General features: G+C 64.3%; 14 protein-coding genes. 5 read left to right on the forward strand and 9 right to left on the reverse strand.

What is annotated here, in order from left to right:
* Window positions 1-4: 4 nt before the first annotated feature.
* The gene (locus KUH32_RS09535) at window positions 5-820 is read right to left on the reverse strand and encodes a taurine ABC transporter ATP-binding protein (protein WP_217777793.1); all 816 of its coding nucleotides are present in this window, start codon (window positions 818-820) and stop codon (window positions 5-7) included.
* 54 nt (window positions 821-874) lie between these two features.
* Window positions 875-1,885, reverse strand: coding sequence for a taurine ABC transporter substrate-binding protein (locus tag KUH32_RS09540; protein WP_217777794.1), 1,011 nt, complete (start codon window positions 1,883-1,885; stop codon window positions 875-877).
* A 180-nt stretch (window positions 1,886-2,065) separates the two neighbouring features.
* On the opposite strand from KUH32_RS09540, the gene KUH32_RS09545 reads away from it, so the two are divergent.
* Complete coding sequence (locus tag KUH32_RS09545; protein WP_217777795.1) at window positions 2,066-3,052, forward strand: LysR family transcriptional regulator; 987 nt, start codon at window positions 2,066-2,068, stop codon at window positions 3,050-3,052.
* A gap of 16 nt (window positions 3,053-3,068) precedes the next feature.
* Here KUH32_RS09545 and KUH32_RS09550 read toward each other — a convergent pair whose 3' ends face one another.
* Window positions 3,069-4,676 carry an AfsR/SARP family transcriptional regulator gene (locus KUH32_RS09550; RefSeq protein ID WP_217777796.1) on the reverse strand — a complete coding sequence of 536 codons (1,608 nt, stop codon included), beginning with the start codon at window positions 4,674-4,676 and terminating at the stop codon, window positions 3,069-3,071.
* Between the two features lie 164 nt (window positions 4,677-4,840).
* Between KUH32_RS09550 and KUH32_RS09555 the strand changes: the two genes are divergently transcribed.
* Window positions 4,841-5,923 (forward strand): phosphatase PAP2 family protein, encoded by a 1,083-nt coding sequence (locus KUH32_RS09555; RefSeq protein ID WP_217777797.1) that lies wholly within the window; start codon window positions 4,841-4,843, stop codon window positions 5,921-5,923.
* Window positions 5,924-5,949: 26 nt separating this feature from the next.
* Here the strand turns inward: KUH32_RS09555 and KUH32_RS09560 are convergent, their stop codons facing one another.
* Window positions 5,950-8,043: a S8 family serine peptidase gene (locus KUH32_RS09560; RefSeq protein ID WP_217777798.1), complete on the reverse strand. Its 2,094-nt coding sequence runs from the start codon at window positions 8,041-8,043 to the stop codon at window positions 5,950-5,952.
* Between the two features lie 259 nt (window positions 8,044-8,302).
* Here KUH32_RS09560 and KUH32_RS09565 point away from each other — a divergent pair, with 259 nt between their 5' ends.
* The 3 genes from KUH32_RS09565 (at window position 8,303) to KUH32_RS09575 (ending at window position 10,689) form a co-directional block, all read left to right on the forward strand.
* A complete protein-coding gene (locus KUH32_RS09565; protein ID WP_217777799.1) occupies window positions 8,303-9,808 on the forward strand; it encodes a bromoperoxidase in 1,506 nt (501 codons plus the stop codon).
* Between the two features lie 72 nt (window positions 9,809-9,880).
* Window positions 9,881-10,282: a c-type cytochrome gene (locus KUH32_RS09570; RefSeq protein ID WP_217777800.1), complete on the forward strand. Its 402-nt coding sequence runs from the start codon at window positions 9,881-9,883 to the stop codon at window positions 10,280-10,282.
* Window positions 10,279-10,689: a L,D-transpeptidase gene (locus tag KUH32_RS09575; RefSeq protein ID WP_217777801.1), complete on the forward strand. Its 411-nt coding sequence runs from the start codon at window positions 10,279-10,281 to the stop codon at window positions 10,687-10,689. The genes KUH32_RS09570 and KUH32_RS09575 overlap by 4 nt, the downstream gene beginning before the upstream one ends.
* Here KUH32_RS09575 and KUH32_RS09580 read toward each other — a convergent pair.
* The 5 genes from KUH32_RS09580 to thyX form a co-directional block, all read right to left on the reverse strand.
* Window positions 10,686-11,369, reverse strand: coding sequence for a hypothetical protein (locus KUH32_RS09580; protein ID WP_217777802.1), 684 nt, complete (start codon window positions 11,367-11,369; stop codon window positions 10,686-10,688). The two genes, KUH32_RS09575 and KUH32_RS09580, sit on opposite strands and share 4 nt — an antisense overlap.
* Before the next feature lie 216 nt (window positions 11,370-11,585).
* Window positions 11,586-13,541, reverse strand: coding sequence for a DNA topoisomerase IV subunit B (parE, locus tag KUH32_RS09585; protein WP_217778382.1), 1,956 nt, complete (start codon window positions 13,539-13,541; stop codon window positions 11,586-11,588).
* A 360-nt stretch (window positions 13,542-13,901) separates the two neighbouring features.
* A complete protein-coding gene (locus tag KUH32_RS09590) occupies window positions 13,902-14,501 on the reverse strand; it encodes an outer membrane protein (protein WP_217777803.1) in 600 nt (199 codons plus the stop codon).
* A gap of 581 nt (window positions 14,502-15,082) precedes the next feature.
* On the reverse strand, window positions 15,083-16,384 hold the full coding sequence (locus KUH32_RS09595; RefSeq protein WP_217777804.1) for a helix-turn-helix domain-containing protein: 1,302 nt from the start codon (window positions 16,382-16,384) through the stop codon (window positions 15,083-15,085).
* A complete protein-coding gene (gene thyX, locus KUH32_RS09600; protein ID WP_217777805.1) occupies window positions 16,381-17,286 on the reverse strand; it encodes an FAD-dependent thymidylate synthase in 906 nt (301 codons plus the stop codon). Before thyX ends, KUH32_RS09595 begins: the two co-directional genes overlap by 4 nt.
* Window positions 17,287-17,292 lie beyond the last annotated feature (6 nt).

Consider the following 17,292-nt stretch of genomic DNA (forward strand, 5'->3'; position numbering starts at 1 on the left):
CCGGTCATTGCGCGGACTCCGTGCGACCCATGATTTCCTCTTCCATCTCCCAGATCATGCCCAGGATTTCCTCGCGGGTTTCGGCGTAGCCTTCGGATTTCTTGACCGCCCGCAGATCGGCGCCGACGCCGCGTTCGGCGAAGGGCAGGCGGTATTCGCGGTGGATACGGCCGGGGCGCGGCGCCATCACGAGCAGCCGTTCGCCCAGCAAAAGCGCCTCTTCGACCGAATGGGTGATGAGCACGATCGTCTTGCCGGTTTCCTTCCACAGGTCCAGCACCAAACCTTGCATCTTTTCGCGGGTCAGCGCGTCCAGCGCGCCCAGCGGTTCGTCCATCAGGATCACGTCCGGGTCGTTGGCCAGGCAGCGGGCCAGGGCCACGCGCTGCTGCATGCCGCCGGACAATTCGTAGATCGCCTTGTCCTTGAAGTCGCGCAGGCCGACAACCTCGAGCAGGTGATCGACCTTGCCCTTGTATTCGTTCGCGCTTTGCCCGGCCATGCGGGGGCCGAAGCTCACGTTGTCGCGCACGTTCATCCATTCGAACAGCGCACCTTGCTGAAAGACCATGCCGCGTTCGGCATCGGGGCCCTTCACCGTGTGGCCGTTCAACCGGATCTTGCCTTCGGTCGGTGCCAGAAAACCCGCGACGATGTTCAGAAGAGTGGTCTTGCCGCAGCCCGACGGCCCGAGAACGCTGAGCAACTCGCCCTGTTCGAGATGAAGCGAGACGTTCTTGAGCGCCTGCACATGGCTGCCATTTGGCAGCTCGAAGCGCATCGAGATGTTGTCGATGGTCAGGCCGGAATCGCCGGACATGGCACCCCCCGTGCTGGCGATCCCGGGCGGTACGCCGCCCGGGATCGGTTTGTCTTACATGCCCTTTGCGGAAGACAGCGGCCCGGTGTTCACCGCGTCGTCATAGCTTTCGCGCTTGGACGGGATCGATCCGGCGTTCACGAACACGTCGGCGACGCCGTTCATGAAGGTCTGCGCGTTGCCGCCCAGCCAGGCGCCGCTCAGCTGCTCGTCGACCGAGGGGAAGACGAAGGTTGCGATGGTCTCGGCGGTCGCGGCCTCGTCCATGCCGGCGTCCTTGGCGATGACCGGAAGCATCTCGGCCGCGGCGTCACCGCCGGCGTTCCAGCGCGCGTTTGCATCGGCGGTCACCTTGAGGAACTTGGCCAGAAGGTCGGATTGTTCGGCGGCGAACGACGCCGGAACCGAGGTCACGTCGAAGACCAGGATGCCCAGTTCGGTCTTTTCGGCGCCGGTCAGCAGCACGTTGCCGTGCTCCTTCATGCGGCGCAGCGCGCCGCCCCAGCCGCAGACCATGTCCAAGTTGCCCTGGGCAAAGGCTGCCGCACCCTCGGGCGGGGCCATGTCGACGATTTCCATGGTCGAGATGTCGACGCCGAAATGCTCCATCTGCTTGAGGAAACCGTAATGCGCGGCGGTGCCGATCGGCACGCCCACCTTCTTGCCGGCCAGTTCGCCGGCGCTGTCCTTGTCGATTTCCAGGGCTTCGGCCACGACGCAGTTGTCGTTGTCGGCATAGGACACGGCGACGTCGACGATCTGCAGGTCCTGGCCGGCCGAAGTGGCGACGACGAAGGGCGGAACGCCCTGGCTGACCGAGATCTGCACGTCGCCCGACGCCATGGCTGCGGACATCGCGGTGCCGGTGTCGAAGCTGCGCCAGTTGATCTTGACGCCCATCGCCTCTTCGTATTCGCCCATGACCTTGGCGTACTGGAACGGCATCGGCCATTCGAGGAAATAGGCCACGGTGATTTCGTCCATTGCCGATGCGGCACCGCCGGCCAGGATGGCCGTCGAGGTGGCAAGCGCGGCAACGGCGCTCTTGAGTTTGAGTTTGGTCATCGATTACTCCCGTTGTTTGCGGGCCGTCCGTCTCATCGCGGATTGGCTTTCGAGGAAAGCTGGCCATCCCCATCTCGCACCGTTCTTGCGCGGGATGTCCATCAGATTTTTCGCTTTCGAAAAAGCTGCGACTGTGTTTCGATCATTTCGAAAGTCATGCGATCAAGGCGCCGCGTTTTCATGCACCGCACAAATCTCAGCCTGCGCGGGCTCGAAGTATTTCAGCTTCTGGCCAAGACCGGCTCGCTCCGGGCCGTTGCGGCCGATACCGGTCTTTCGGTCAGTACCGTGTCGCATCACTTGCGCAATGTCGAAGAAAGCCTGGGCGTCAACCTCATGGACCACAGTCGCCGGCCGATGGTGCTGACGCCGGCGGGCGAGATCTTTGTGCGCTATGTCGAGGAAGGGTTGCGCATCATCCGCCGCGGCGAGACCGAACTGATCTCGGGCAACCTCGCCGAGGCGCGCGACCTGCGGTTGGGGATCGTCGACGACTTCGACACCGAAGTCGCGCCGGAACTTGCCCAGTTTCTGGCCAAGGCGATGCCGAAATGCACGTTCAAGCACCACACCCGGCCCAGCCACGAAATCATCGGCATGCTGATGGACCGCAAGCTGGATGCCGGTGTCGCCACCCAGCCGGTGGCCGATGTGACCGGGCTGCTGGAATACCCTGTGCTGCGCGATCCCTTCGTGCTTGCCGTGCCGGCGCGCGCCGGGCTTTCGGGAAGCGATTGCCTGAACGACCGGACGGGCCTGCCGTTCATCCGCTATTCGCACAACCAGATCATCGGGGCGATGATCGAAACCCACCTGCGGCGGCTCAAGGTCACCTTGCCGAACCGGTTCGAACTGGAAAGCAATCCGGCGATCCTTGGCATGGTGGCCGATGGCAGCGGATGGGCGATCACCACGCCCGGCTGCTATGTCCGGGCCAAGCGGTTTCACAACCGCATCACGCTGCTGCCGTTTCCCGGCAAGGGCTTTGCGCGGACCGTGTCGCTGTTCACCACCGATATCTATCCCGTGCAGATGGCCGAGATGCTTGCCGGCACGATGCGGCGGCTGACGCAGCGCCATTTCGTCGATCTGGTGGTGCAGGGCCATCCCTGGCTGACCGCCGAGTTTCGCGTCATGGGAGAGACCGATCAGGCGACTGCGCCGTGACCCCCGCCGGGGGTTCTCAAAGCAGCGCGCGGATCGGGTCCAGCAAGCCGTTCTTGCGCAGGGTCCGCACCGGGTAATTCTCGTCGTTCACGATCCGGTCCAGCGAAAAGCCTGGCTCGATCTTTTCCAGCTTTGCCGCAACCTCGCGCGCCTTGTCCAGTTGACCGTCCAGCGCATAGAGCGCCAGCAGGTTGCGATGTGCCGGACGCGAGGACGGGGCCGCCCGTGCTGCGGCCTCGCCGGCTTCGAGCGCTTCGAGCGGGCGGTTGCAGGCGATGGAAATCAGGCAGTGACCAAGGTCCCACCAATGCCGGAAAGGCGAGGTGCGGGCGATCCGGCGGGCACGCTGCGATGCGGCAAAGGCGATGTCCTGCCGCCCCGCCGCCATGTTCGCCTCGGCGAAGCTCTGCCAGGCAAAGGCCGAGGCCGCGTTCCGCTCCAGTGCGATCTCGGCAAGGTCGAAGGCGCCTTGGGCATCGCGCTGCGCCGCACCGCGCACCTGTGAAACGATGGCTTGCACCAATGCGTTGTCGGCACCTTGTTCCATCGCCACCTGATTGAAGGCGATGGCCTCTTCGCGCAGTGCCTGCGGATCGGCTTCGAGCAATTCCATCAGCTGGATCAGCCGCACCATGCCCAGCCAGGCCAGGTAGATGCCGTTTTCGTCCAGCTCGTGTGCCTGTTTCATCAGCCCGTAGGCTTCGCGCAACCCGTTGCGTTCGAAGCTGAACATCCGGTAGATCGCCAGCCGCGACAGCGCGGTCGCGCGGGTTTCGGGGCGCGACTTGTCCAGCACTTGCGGCAATTTCCCGACGATCGTGTCGGCGGCTTCGAAGATCACCTTGGCGATGTCTTCGCTGGTTTCCAGCACATCGCCCAGCCGGTTCACCTGGTGCAGTTTCGAATAGAGAATCCGCGCCGACGGTTGATGAACGGCCTTCAGGAAAACCGCCTGACCGGACCCATCCTGAAGCAGATCGCATTGAATCGAGATATCCGAGACCGGGGCCTGCGCCATCGGGTCGTCCTGGTCGCTGGCCTGGCGCCAGGCACGGACCTGTTCGGCGACGTTTTCGCCGATCCGGTTGGCCAGGACGTCGCCGATCAGGTGCGCCGTCGGATCGTCGCTGCTGGTCTTGGTGCGGCAGGCGATCAGGACGCCCTTGGCCTCGGACGGCTTTGCCCGGGCAAGCCGCGTCTGCAGCTCCATCCGTTCCATTCGCAGCCATTCCTCGAATTCCGGATCGCGCGCGTCCATGCCTTCGAGCAATTCGATGCGGTCATCGGCGGGCAGGGCCCCGGCCAGCAGATCGACCGAGACCATGGACGGGTTCAGCGAAACCGTCGTCCGGTCGGCGGACAGAGCGGTTTCGTAGGGTTCGAGGCTCTTGCGCAGCTTGCTCAGCGCCTGGCGCAGGTTGGCACTGGCCTGTTCGGGTCCGAAGGTCGACCACAGCTTGTCTTCCAGCCAGCGCCGTGGCCGCGTCATGTCCGGACTGAGCGCCAGCAACGCGATCAGCGCCTGGTTCTTGGCGCCTTTGGGCGTCGCGCAATTTCCATTCGCCAGGTCCACCGAAAAGGGCCCCAGCACGGATATACGGACAGGGATGTCGGCATCCTGCATGAGAAAACCCTGTTGCGACCCCGACTTACCCTAGCATTGCGCTGTGATCCGGACAACGGGCGTTAAAAAACCGTTAATCTCCGCGCGGTGGCGGGATTTCCTCTTTGACCGGGCAAAGCCAGTTCAGCATGGTGACACGACAAGTCTATTCCGGGGGAGCGATTATGGCGACGTATGTATTTCTGGGCAAGGAAGGCAAAGAGGGCAAGGAAGGCAAGGAAGGCAAGGAAGGCAAGGAGGGAAAGGAGGGCAAGGAGGGCGCCGCGGCCGAGCTTTACGGCGTATCGGGCTATGCCTTGGGCAACGCCCGCGACGGCACCATCGGTTTCTGGAACGGTTCGGCTGACCGAACCCCGATCCAGACCGGCCGGACCAGCTGGAAAGCTTTCAAGTCGCTCGCCGATGGACCCCAGCAAGCCGTTCTGAACAGCGCGGTGCAAAGCGCCTTTTCCGTCGATCTCGCCCGCACGGACATCGCCAACAGCACGGGGCGCGTCGATTTTCAGGGCGGGGCGCTTGTCACGTTGCACAAGCCCGAAGACGACTTTCTCGCTGCCCATCAGCTCAAGTTCCTGCGCAGCGCCGCTGACCTGCGCTATGACCGCTATGCCGAGATCGCGGCGCAAACGGGCAATATCCTCGCATTCTACGGCATGGTCGGCTACCTGTCGCGCAACGCCACGGAATGGTCGCTGGCCTTGTGCAGCGCGGTTTCGGCGCTCAGCCAGGCGGTGCAATACACACTCAAGTTCGGTTTTGATGTGGCACGGCCCATCGCGATGTCCCGCAAGGTGCAGCCGATCATCCAGACGCCCGGTCACGGCGCCTGGCCGTCCGGCCACGCGACCGAGGCGTTCGCGCTTGCCACGCTGCTGGCCCGGCTTGTGCACAACCGCGAACTGGATGTCGCGCAGGATCTGTCCGAGGAAACCGAGCTGTATCGCCACGCCGCCCGGATCGCGATCAACCGGACGGTCGCCGGCGTGCATTTCCCCACCGACAGCATGTGCGGCGCGATCCTGGGCATCACCATCGCAGAGGCGCTGGTCAACCTGCTGGATGGCAAGCCGTCGACCGTGTCGCGGGTCTATCGCGGCGATACCTATGCCGGCGATTTCAATCTGCCGCTGTTGAAAGAGGCGATGGACGACACCGCCGTCGTGACCAAGGGCACTGTTCCGCTGGATCCGGAAAAGGTTCCCGCCTGGCTGGGCACGCTGTGGAGCGAGGCGCGCAACGAGTGGTAGGCCCGGATGGGGCGGTGGTCGTGTTGTCAGGCCCCCGGCGCCGCCCAGGGCGCCGTCCCGTCGCGCCGCGACGCCCGTCGGCTGGGTGGCGTCACGCTGAAAGGCCCCAGGAACGGCTGCAGACCCGGGTCGACATCGGCGATCGATACGACCGCGTCGTCGAAATCGTCGCGCGCGCTTCCTCCCCCCGACGCCGCGTTCGCCGCAATGCGCGCCGCGCACAAGGCCAGCGCGCGGCTGATCTGGCCCGCGGCGGCGCTGGTGCCGCTGAGAAAGCCGGAAGTCCCTGTCATCGTACCGCATCCCATTACGCCGCTCAGCATCCGGCCTTCGTCGGCCACGGATGCGGTGACCGGTCCAGCGACCGACCACCCGGCCCCGCGCGCCGAATAGTCGGCGGGCTCCTGCGTATTGCTTTCGGGGTTCAAGCGCACGGCACCAACCGACAGAACCTGCCGAGTCAGCGCCGTGGTCAGGGCGTTGTGACTGGCGTCCGGGGTCAGGACCGATCCGTCGGAAAAGGCTTCGTAAGACAGCCCCGTGCTGTCCCACTCCCAAGCATCGGGCGCGTCGAAATAGGCCTGGCGGGCGCGGGCGCTATAGCCGCTGAGGCTGTCATCGCGCTGAACCTGAAGGTGCATCACCGCCGGGTCGGTTCCGGTGTGACGCATCGCGATCTGCCAGGCACCCGACGGCGCAAGGACTTCGCCCGCGATGCGGTTTTCGGTTGGGGCAAGCGCCAGCACATAATGCGCCGGGCTGTTCACGCCATCGCCGAATTCGCGCGCGGGAACGTGGTAGAGCCGCGCCAGATCGGCCCCGTCGGCGCGCGACAGTTTGCGCATCTGGCCAGCGGCGACCACAGCGAAATCCGATGCGGTGCCATCCGGTGCGGTGATGGACAGCTCGCAGGCGCTTGACGGGGTCGCGGCGTCGGGCCGGATTTCGACGTAGCTGGGCGTCTGGTCGCCGGGCTGAACGCGCAGCAGAACCGACGGATCGGCGCCGGTCAGATCGACCCGCGCGCCCATCCGGCTGCGGCGATTGTTGCCGAACGACCAGACCACACGAACCGGCTGGCCGGTGACCTTTTCCCACAGACTGGCCTCGCGGCTGATCTGGTGCTCGGCAAAGCGCGAGCCGTCCTTGGGCCCGGCGAAGATGCCCAGCGACAGGTTGATGACGACCGGCGCGGTGCGGTCCATCTGGCGCGCGGTACGAAGGATCCAGCGCACCGCCTGCACGATATAGCTTTCGAACCGGGTGCCCGAGGTGTCCTCGATCGCCTCGGGCGGCAATTGCACGGCCAGCAGCGGCCAGTTGCGGACCGGATCGGACGTGTCGTCGGGTTCGGCCCCTGCCGCCAGATCCAGCACATGCGACCCGTGGGTGAAGGCATGTTCGTTGGCGCGTCGCGCCGCAGGGGCGAAGATGCGGTTGCACAGCGCGGCATAAGCGGCCGTTTCGACCCCGGTTTCGGCGCAAAGCGCGTCGATCTCGGCCCCGGTCAGAACATCGCCGGCCAGCACCCGACCGTTGCCGGCGCGCTGATGCTCCAGCGCCTGGATCCAGATCGCGCCGAACCGGCTTTGCAAAGCGGTGCCATCGTCCGTCTGACGGCGGAACCGGGCGTTCAGAAAGCCGAAACCGTCGTCGATTGCGGCGACGATCGGCTGGCCCTGTCCCCAGGGGTGGACCGTCGGATCGTCCGGCCCGGGCATGTCCCCGTCTTGGTTTCCCAGGTCGACGGCGATCCCCCGGTCCAGGATCGTGGCCAGATCCCGAGGCAACACGGCGTCCTCTTGTACGTAGACCGCGTATTCGTCCGGCAGACCCTTGAACGGGTCTGGCCGCACCCGCCGGGCATCCAGAAAGGCGCGTTCATGCGGGTCGAGGCGCAGCGGGCTGCCAGCGGCGTCGGCATACGCGGCAAGCGCGTCGCGCGCGGCGCGGGCCGAGGGGTGATGCGACAGCTTCAAGCGCAAAAAGACCGGCTGGAACCGCAGCGGCGGTTGCGGCGGAGGCATCAGCGCTTCGCGACGGTCGCGCAGTAAGCGGGACCAGTCGAGATAGGCGTCTTCGAACTCACCGGCGACGGGATCGGACCAGATCGCAGCCATCGCTCATCTCCTGTCAATCTTTTGTCGGTCAATATCGCCAGAAGACGCGTTATGGCCGACGCAGGTCAAGAAAAGCCTTTGGATTTGCGTGTTTTTCACGTGCCGACATGTCGGGCCGTTGTGGCCGGACGCCAAGATTTACCCGGAATTCACATCGGTTTCACGAAGGATTTGCGCTGCGATTACGGTGGCGGCGCATTCTGGCGTTAACGCTAAGTCAATCGCCGCAACTGGGGAGCGGCACGCTCAGGGGGATGCCATGACATATGCGAAACCATCCGCGGCCCGACGGTTTTCCGTGATCGACGGCGGCGCGCGCGGCCGCCCTGTCCGGGCCGCCCTGCCGCAACCGCCGGTGCCGGAATTCGGTCCTTCTGAACTGGCCGCCGAGATGGCCGAACTCTACGCGCTCGGGCTGCTGCGCGACGTGCCGTTCGACCGTCTCGACAATCCGCACCACCTCGTGCGGGTCGATGACATCACTTCTTTCACCCTTCACGAGATGCTGTGCGAATTGCGCAGCCTGCCCTTCCTCGACCGGCGGGCGACGCCGGACGCAGGCGGTGCACCGGTCTCCTCCCTGACCGGGCCGGGGGGTGACAGCGGCCATCGCCGGGCCCTGCGCTGGAACGGCGATGGCCAACTCACGTTGCGCACGGCCTTTCGCGGCGGCGTGGCCGGCATTCTCGGCGCGCCCCGCATGTCGTCTCTCTGGGCGATGGACAACGACAGGCGCAAGCCCTGCCCGATGGTCGAACGTCCGGCCGCGGATGCATCGATGTCGCGCTGGTTGAAATGGGTCGAGCACGAGACCGGTGCCGGGCTGTGCCTGCCCGGTCGGGTCGATGCGCGGCACTGCCTGCCGAAAACCCTGGGCGACCTTGCGCAGCACGTCCACAGCGCCCATCCGGCCCGCGTCTTCTTCAATGCCGCCCTTGCGCTGCTTGCCGAAGGCGCCGCGTTCGACCTGGATCTTGGCGCCGAGAACGGCCTGGCCCGGGGGCGCTGGACCCCTTCGCGCCTGCTGGCCCTCATGGCCGATGCCGCCGACCGCGCGACCCGGATGGCCCTGTCCCGTGCCGGAAAGGCGGCACGCCTGTCCCGCCCGGGTGTCATCGCCGCGCGCATGACGGTGCTGCTCGGACGCGAGGACCTGCTGGCCAGCGGTACTCCGCCCGTGCTTGCCGCGGCGGCGCAGGAACTGTCCTGCCATGCGCCCAACCTCCTGTCCTGGGTGGCACGCAGCCAGTCTGGCCGATCGGCACCGCGGTTGTTCCGGGATACGGCTTTCCTGCCGGTCGACCTGACGCGGGCGCCGCTCAATCCGTGGGACGCCGCCGCGCATGGTGTGGTCGCAGGGGCCTTGGCGACCCTGGTCAAGGCGGTCTTCGACACCATGCGTCCAACGCATCTGCGCATGGTCGCGGCGAACGGTCCCAGCACCGACATCACGCAGGAAATCGATCGGCTGGCAGCGCAGATCGCGTTGGGCCGGTCTGCGTCGGCGGCCTATTTCGGCGCCGAAAGCCACCAGGATCTGCGACTGGGCGAAGCGATCGCCATGCAGGTGATGCGCGAGTCGTTCGAAGCCGACAACGAACAAGCCGGGTTGGCGTTCACGGATTTCGACGGCAAGGCGGTTCAACTCCTGGCCAGCGTGCGAACATTCGATCGCGCGCATGTCCATTTGCGCCGCGACGGTGCAAGCGTCACCTGGCCCGCCGATGGCGAGACCCAGGCGCCGCACCTGACCGCGGTGCACTGACCCGCTGCTTGACCCGGATCAAGGACGCGGCGCCGATCGCAGGGCAGGATCGTTCCGAAAGGAGGACCTGCCATGCGCTTTTACCTTGCGGGCCTCGCGGTTTGCCTGGCCTTTCCCTTGGCCGCTCAAGACGCCGATATCGGGCGGGCGTTGTATCACACCCATTGCGCCACGTGCCACGGGACCGAGGGGCTGGGTGACGGGCCGATGGCGCCGGTTCTGCTGATCCAGCCCAAGAACCTGACCGAGTTGCAGGCCGCCAATGGCGGTGAGTTTCCGCTGAAACGGGTGGTGTTGCGCATCGATGGTCGTGACCCGCTGGTCAGCCACGGCTCGCCCATGCCGGTCTACGGAGATTTCTTTGAAGGCGTGTTCGACGTCCCGATGAAAGCGCCCGACGGCCAGCCGATCCTGACCTCGCGGCCGGTGGCCGACCTGGTCGCCTACCTGCGCGAGATCCAGCGGCTGGAATGATCCGCGCGCTGCTGATCCTGCTGGCCCTGGCCGCCCCGGCTTGGGCCGAGCGTGTGCGCGTCGTCGTCGACCTGTCGGATCAGGCCATGACGGTGATCGAGGATGGTGCGGCCGTGTATGTCTGGCCGGTGTCCACCGCGCGGCCCGGCAAATGCACGCCGGTGGGCACCTACACGCCCTACCTGCTCAAGCGGATGCACTACTCCACGCTATACGACAACGCACCGATGCCTTGGTCGATCTTCTTCGCCGGAAACTACGCGATCCACGGCACGACGCAGGTCGACAAGCTGGGCACGCCGGCATCGGCCGGGTGTGTGCGGCTGGCACCGGAAAACGCCGAGATCCTGTTCAACATGGTGCGCGCGGCCGGGCTGTCGGAAACGCGGGTGCAGATCCAGCCCTAGCGGCAGATGTTTTCGACCTGCGCGCCGTCCCAGGGAAGGATCACGCGGGGCCGGTCGATCACCGCGTCCAGCCCGTCGACCGGCATTTCCTGCGCGATCAGGCGTCGCAGCCTGTCGGTGCGCGGCGCCTCGGGGTCCAGCAGCCGGCAGCAGACATACTCCTCGACGATCGAGCCCTGCTGTTCGTAACCGTAGTCCAGGAACCGCCCCGAGGTATCGGGATCGAACAGGTAGGGATCGTCGCTTGTGGCGTGCTCGCGCAGGGCTTTGAGCGGGTGGTATCCGGTGCGGGCGCGGTTCTGCCATTGCCAGACATGGGTCGCCTCGTGGGCGAACAGCATCGCGGCATAAAGGTTCACCGTATCGGGCCAGCCCGGCAGGTAGTCGGGCAGATAGAGGTCCTCGCGGAACAGCACGGTGTTGAACAGGACCGTGGCACCGGGCGAGACGGTGACCGTCTTGCCGCCCTGCGGCGGCCAGATCCGTTCCTGGCAGGTCAGGCGCGGGCGGGTCGGGATGCGGTAGGTATAGGCGCCCGCGAAATGCCCGTCGTTCAGCCGCATCCGCGCCGGGTTGACCTGGTCACCCTGCAAGGCGCGCAGATAGGCGGTTTCGTTCTCGGTCAGTGGACGGCCGCAGGCGGTCAGGAGGAGTAGGGCGAGGAGGAGGACAGCGCGCATGGGAGGAGCGTTGCCCAAGGCGATCCGTTCGGCAAGGGGGTGCAGTACACCCAAGCGATCATGGGTCGGGCGACCAGCCCGGCCCGCGCCCGACCCTCCCCCCGGGAGGGCGCATTGGCAGCAACGTGATACGTTCGCTTGCTTTGCGAGTTTTTGTCGAAAACAGAGGTTGGGCGCGCAAGATGTCGTTTCTTTTCCAGATTGCTTGGTATCGTCTCAGACATCCAGCTCTTCGACAAACCGCGCATTCTCCTGGATGTACTGGAACCGCAATTCGGGCTTCTTGCCCATCAGCCGTTCCACCAGGTCGCCGGTCTCGCCTGGTTCGTCCTCGTCGATCGTGACCCGGATCAGCGTGCGCGTCTTCGGGTCCATCGTGGTTTCCTTGAGGTCCTTGGCGTCCATCTCGCCCAGGCCCTTGAAGCGTTGCACGTCTATCTTGCCCTTGCCGCCCAGCCCTTGCGCCAGCATCTGTTCCTTGGCGGCGTCGTCGGCGACATAGACGCGCCTGGCCCCCTGGGTCAGGCGGTAGAGTGGCGGGCAAGCAAGGTAGAGGTGCCCCTGGTCGATCAGCGGCCGCATCTGGGTGAAGAAGAAGGTCATCAAAAGCGCGGCGATATGGGCGCCGTCGACATCGGCGTCGGTCATGATGATGACCTTGTCATAGCGCAGGTCGTCGACGTTGAACCGGGTGCCCAGGCCCACACCAAGTGCCTCGCAAAGGTCGCTGATCTCGGCGTTCGTGCCCAGCTTGGACGAGGCCGCGCCGAGCACGTTCAGGATCTTGCCCTTGAGCGGCAACAGCGCCTGCGTCTCGCGGTTGCGCGCACCCTTGGCCGAGCCGCCCGCGCTGTCGCCCTCGACGATGAAGATCTCGGTCCCCTCGCGGGACTTGGCCGTGCAATCGGTCAACTTGCCGGGCAGGCGCAGTTTTTTCGTCGCCGACTTGCGCTGCGTTTCCTTTTCCTGCCGGCGCTTCAGCCGTTCCTCGGCCCGCAGTACCAGAAAGTCGAGGATCGCGCCGGCCGCCTTGGTGTCGGCGGCCAGCCAGTTGTCGAAATGGTCGCGCACCGCGCCTTCGACCATGCGCTGCGCTTCGGTGGTGGCCAGCCTGTCCTTGGTCTGGCCGACGAATTCCGGTTCGCGGATGAAGCACGACACAAGCGCGCAACCGCCGGTGATCAGGTCGTCGCGGGTGATCTGGCCGGCCTTGCGGTTGCCGACCAGTTCGCCATAGGCGCGGATGCCTTTCAGGATCGCGGCCCAGAACCCGGCCTCGTGGGTGCCGCCCTCGGGGGTGGGGACGGTGTTGCAGTAGGACTGGATGAAGCCGTCGCGCGAGGGCGTCCAGTTGATCGCCCATTCCACCTTGCCCGCGGCGTCGAATTTTTCCTTGAAATCAACGGTCCCCGCGAAAGGCCGATCGGCATAGGTGGCCGCCTTGCCTAGCGTTTCGGTCAGGTAGTCCGACAGTCCGCCCGGGAAATGGAACACCGCTTCGGTGGGCGTTTCGCCATCGTCGATGGCCGAGCGCCACCTGATCTCGACCCCGCTGAACAGGTAGGCCTTGGAGCGGACCATCTTGAACAGCCGGGCCGGTTTGAACTTGTGATGACCGAAGATCTCGGGGTCGGCGTGGAACGTCACGGTGGTGCCGCGGCGGTTCGGGGCGGCGCCGATTTTTTCAACGCCACCAAGGGGATAGCCCCGGGAAAACCGCTGTTCGTACAGCTCCTTGTTGCGCGCCACCTGTACGACCAGCGAATCGCTGAGCGCGTTGACCACGGACGCGCCGACGCCGTGGAGGCCGCCGGAGGTTTCGTAGGCCTTGCCGGAGAACTTGCCGCCGGCGTGCAGTGTGCACAGGATGACCTCGAGCGCCGACTTGTCGGGAAATTTCGGATGCGGGTCGATGGGGATGCCGCGGCCGTTGTCGCGGACCGTCAGGGCGTGGTCGGCATGCAGTTCCACCTCGATCCGGTTGGCATGGCCCGCCACTGCCTCGTCCATCGAGTTGTCCAGGATTTCGGCGCACATATGGTGGAGCGCGCGTTCGTCGGTACCACCGATATACATGCCGGGGCGTTTGCGGACGGGCTCCAACCCTTCGAGAACCTCGATGGAATGGGCGTCGTAGTCGGATTGGGTCGCGGCGAGAAGATCGTCGGCCATACTGCTGCTCATGCTGTTCTTGCTTGGCGCGCAGTATGGCAGAGCGCCGCCGCGGGGGAAAGCGCCCATCCCGGTTTCGCGCGGTCAACGCGGCGCGCGTTGCCGGTAACGGACCGCGCGGTAACCGACTGGAAAGTGCAATCCGTCCGGTTTTCGCCGAATTCGGGACGGATCGGTGGGGCGGCGCAGCCGGCCCGTCAGGCCGCGATCCGGGCAATCCGTCCTGTTTCGCCCGATTTCGGGACGGATTGCCGACCAGCGGGGGCGCGGCATGCCCGGCGCACAGGAAATGTGGTTAACGGCACGGGTTTTCCATCCCCGCGAGAGCGGCCCGGCCCGCGTGGGGCCGGGCCGGGCCGGTCAGAACCGGTAGTTGAGCGAGACGTTGACGGTGGTCGCCTCGGCATCGAGATCGTCGATGTCGAAATCCTTGAACTCGTGATACAGCACCTCGACCCCGGCGGTCAGGTTGTCGGTGACAAAACCCTCGTAACCCAGGCCGGCGAAATAGCCGTCGGAATCGCCGGGATCGACCGCGTCGTCATCGGTCATCGCGCGGGCCCAGCCGCCGGTGGCATAGATCCAGTTGCGGCCCAGGTCATAGCCGCCGCGGATACCGGCGCGGGCCACCGCGTTCAGCGTGGCGGCACCGTCCAGATCGATATCGGCGAAGTCGTATTGCAACCCGCCGCCGAGGATCCAGTCGCCGAAATCGTAATCGTAATAGGCGCGCAGACCGTACAGCGCGCCGTCGCCCGACAGGTCGGCCGCGCCATCGGTGGTGACGTCGCCATAGCCGAGCTGGAGGCCGATGGACGGACCGGTCCAGTCGACGCCGGGCGCCACGACGGGCACCGGGGCCATGGGCACGGGTTCGGGGGCGGGCTCGATCGGGTTGCCCGCATAGGCCGGCGCAGCCAGAAGCGCGGCGGCGGCAAGGGTCAGTTTCGGTGCAGACATGGGTCTTGCTCCTGTTCCGTTGGTGTTGCGCGGCGCGGGAGGTGGCGCCGCATGGCAGAGGAATGGGGATTGCCGGGGCGCACGTCACCCCGTGCGGCGATCACGAAACCGCGCGTTAAGGGTGTGTGGCAAAGGTTTGCCGTCGTGTTGCGCGTGTTTCGGCGGGATGGCGCGGGTTTTGCCGGGTGCGGTGGCGGGGAGCGGGTTTTGGCCGATGCGGGAGGGGGGTAGGGCGGGGTTCACCCCGCCATCGCGTGTGGGGTCGGGTCGAGGTGCGGCGGGGTGAACCCCGCCCTACAGGGTGCGCCCGGGTTGGTGGGTTGGTAACCCACCCTACGCGTTGGGCCCTTGCGCGGAATCAAGGCCCGCAGGGCCGCCGCGCCATCGCGTCGCCATTGTCGCTCGGATCAATGGCGCAACAATGGCGACCGCCCCCCGGCACGGCGATTCGGTGGGGCTGGGCGCGTCGAACGAGGTTTCGCGGGGCGTTGGGCTAAAGCGCGGCTGGTCGACCGTCGGATCGCCGCACCGCGGCCCGGCGATGGCGTGGCTTGGAAAGACGGTGGGCTATGAAAAGGAGTTCACTTTTTTTGGGCATCTCTTTTCAACCGGTCAATGTACTCTTTTACTTTCCAGCCCTTAGGAACAACTTCGACGGTCCGTCGTCGTTTGTCCGCCTCGTCTTGCGTGCTAACTAAGAGGCCAGCTGTTTCGAGCGCAAGGATTTGTGGCCTCAGAGCCTGCATTTTGTCGTATCCGAAATCAGCAAACTCGCTGGGTGAAAACGATTCTTTCTCGCATGCTGTTTCGAAAATCTGAAGCGCTCTTTTCCCAAGGTATTCTTGGCTGGTTGAAAACGCATCCTCGATCTGCTGGTCAAGCCAGTCATCAAATGTGTTTTCCGTGATAGAAATTCCGTCATCTTGCATGTCAGAAACGTGCATGCAATAAGTATCGCACTCGCTTAAGACTGCTCTCAGATTTCCTCGCAGCAGCGAAAAAAGTCGGACGAACTCTGACTGCTTCAATGGTAGCTCAGCATCATTGCTTGTTCTAAAATACTGTATTCTCTTTTCGAATATCTCACTTGCGCTTCTACTATCTAGGTCTGAAATCTTTATCGGTTTCTGCAGGTAACCGGCCATGCGAGGTGAAGAAGCAACTCCCTGAATGATGCCTAAAGCGCCGCACAAAACCCACCGAACACCTGGAAGCGAAAGCACTTCATCGCGTAGGGACTCGATTTGCTCTCGGGCGGCCTTGGACGTCTGCAAAAGTTCCAAGTTATCAATAATGCATACCACGCCACCTTCATTGGGGCTTGGAAACAGAAGCATTAACCAATCTCGAACTGCCTTTTCGAGGCCGCTTTTAGAGAATCCGTCAGTGTTCGTTGAGCTACTTCCGAAGTTCAGGCCGCCAATAGGCGAGCTAAATCCCGCAGCCCTTTGGTCAATACTGTTCAACCAACGATTCAGAGCTGGGTTGGTTGGAGATTTCGAGTAGCCCTTTGGAATTGGGAGGGTATTTTTCGATTCAATAAGAGTCTGCCCAATCTCGGTTAACACTTCAAATTTGAATTCGTCTGCAGATTTTTGAGAGGAGAGTTGAAATACTTTTCTGCATGGTATGAACAGAGGCCCACTTCCGTTTTTAATTTGCTCGGACGCAGCGTCGAAAACGGACACATTAATAACGCTGGTTTTTCCAACTCCGTTTAGGCCTTCAACGGTAACATATTTATTTGAACTGACTAAGCCTTTCACAATCTTTCTGGCAGCTTGGCTTCTTCCGACCATTAAGCTCGACCCTTTGCGGTTCGCAGGAAGCGGCAACGTCTCAAACGGATTAGACTTGAAGCCCCAAGACTCGTAAATGTTCATGCGAACAACCCCTCAAACTCCCGCCATTCGCCCTTGGACATGCCCGATGTCTCCTGGGTGACTTTCTCACCCTTGACCATCCGGCGAATGCAATCAAGGGCTGTGGCGCTCAAGGTGGCGCCGCCCATGCGGTAGTCCTCGAAGGCGCGATAGGCAAACGGCACCCAGTCGGCGACCAGTTTGCAGATCTCCTCGGCATAGACGCGGATCTCGTATTGGGCGTGGGCGTCGGCGCGCAGCCGCAGGAAATGCAGCAGGTTGTGCAGGTCGACCTTCCAATACCACTGGGTATAGATATTGGCGGGCAGGTTCATGCGGGCCAATTCGCGGGCGAGGCCCTGCTGGCCGACATCCGAGATCATCTCTTCGTAATGGTCGTAACAGCGCATCGCGTCCTCGGTGAGGTATTTCAGCACGCGCTGCGCCTCGTCGCCTTCCAGCGCCTTGCCGCGGCCCTGGTTGTTGACCTCGGATTGCGCGGCCAGCGCATCCGGCGCGGGGATGTAGAATTCGCGGTCCAGGATCGAATAGCGGGCGGAGTATTCGTTGACGTTGGCGGTGCGGTGGCGGATCCACTGGCGGGCGACGAAGACCGGCAGTTTGACGTGCAGCTTGATCTCGCACATCTCGAACGGGGTCGAGTGCCAGTGGCGCATGAGATAGCGGATCAGGCCTTCGTCATTCGACACCGACTTGGTGCCCTTGCCATAGGAGACGCGGGCGGCCTGGCAGATCGCGGCGTCGTCGCCCATGTAGTCGATGACGCGGACGAAGCCGTGGTCGAGCACGGGGTGGGCGGTGTAGAGATGTTTCTCCATCCCCGGCGCGGTGGCGCGCAGGGTCTGGCTGGGGGCGCTGCGCTGCGCGTCGATCTCGGCCTGCTGTTCGGGCGACAGGGGCATGGCGAA

This window comes from Thalassococcus arenae (assembly GCF_019104745.1).
Classification (GTDB): Bacteria; Pseudomonadota; Alphaproteobacteria; order Rhodobacterales; family Rhodobacteraceae; genus Thalassococcus_B; species Thalassococcus_B arenae.

Coding starts and splice junctions, on each gene's coding strand:
- KUH32_RS09535 (WP_217777793.1), bottom strand. CDS start 820: ATGTCCGGCGATTCCGGCCTGACCATCGACAACATCTCGATGCGCTTC.
- KUH32_RS09540 (WP_217777794.1), bottom strand. CDS start 1,885: ATGACCAAACTCAAACTCAAGAGCGCCGTTGCCGCGCTTGCCACCTCG.
- KUH32_RS09545 (WP_217777795.1), top strand. CDS start 2,066: ATGCACCGCACAAATCTCAGCCTGCGCGGGCTCGAAGTATTTCAGCTT.
- KUH32_RS09550 (WP_217777796.1), bottom strand. CDS start 4,676: ATGCAGGATGCCGACATCCCTGTCCGTATATCCGTGCTGGGGCCCTTT.
- KUH32_RS09555 (WP_217777797.1), top strand. CDS start 4,841: ATGGCGACGTATGTATTTCTGGGCAAGGAAGGCAAAGAGGGCAAGGAA.
- KUH32_RS09560 (WP_217777798.1), bottom strand. CDS start 8,043: ATGGCTGCGATCTGGTCCGATCCCGTCGCCGGTGAGTTCGAAGACGCC.
- KUH32_RS09565 (WP_217777799.1), top strand. CDS start 8,303: ATGACATATGCGAAACCATCCGCGGCCCGACGGTTTTCCGTGATCGAC.
- KUH32_RS09570 (WP_217777800.1), top strand. CDS start 9,881: ATGCGCTTTTACCTTGCGGGCCTCGCGGTTTGCCTGGCCTTTCCCTTG.
- KUH32_RS09575 (WP_217777801.1), top strand. CDS start 10,279: ATGATCCGCGCGCTGCTGATCCTGCTGGCCCTGGCCGCCCCGGCTTGG.
- KUH32_RS09580 (WP_217777802.1), bottom strand. CDS start 11,369: ATGCGCGCTGTCCTCCTCCTCGCCCTACTCCTCCTGACCGCCTGCGGC.
- parE (WP_217778382.1), bottom strand. CDS start 13,541: ATGGCCGACGATCTTCTCGCCGCGACCCAATCCGACTACGACGCCCAT.
- KUH32_RS09590 (WP_217777803.1), bottom strand. CDS start 14,501: ATGTCTGCACCGAAACTGACCCTTGCCGCCGCCGCGCTTCTGGCTGCG.
- KUH32_RS09595 (WP_217777804.1), bottom strand. CDS start 16,384: ATGAACATTTACGAGTCTTGGGGCTTCAAGTCTAATCCGTTTGAGACG.
- thyX (WP_217777805.1), bottom strand. CDS start 17,286: ATGCCCCTGTCGCCCGAACAGCAGGCCGAGATCGACGCGCAGCGCAGC.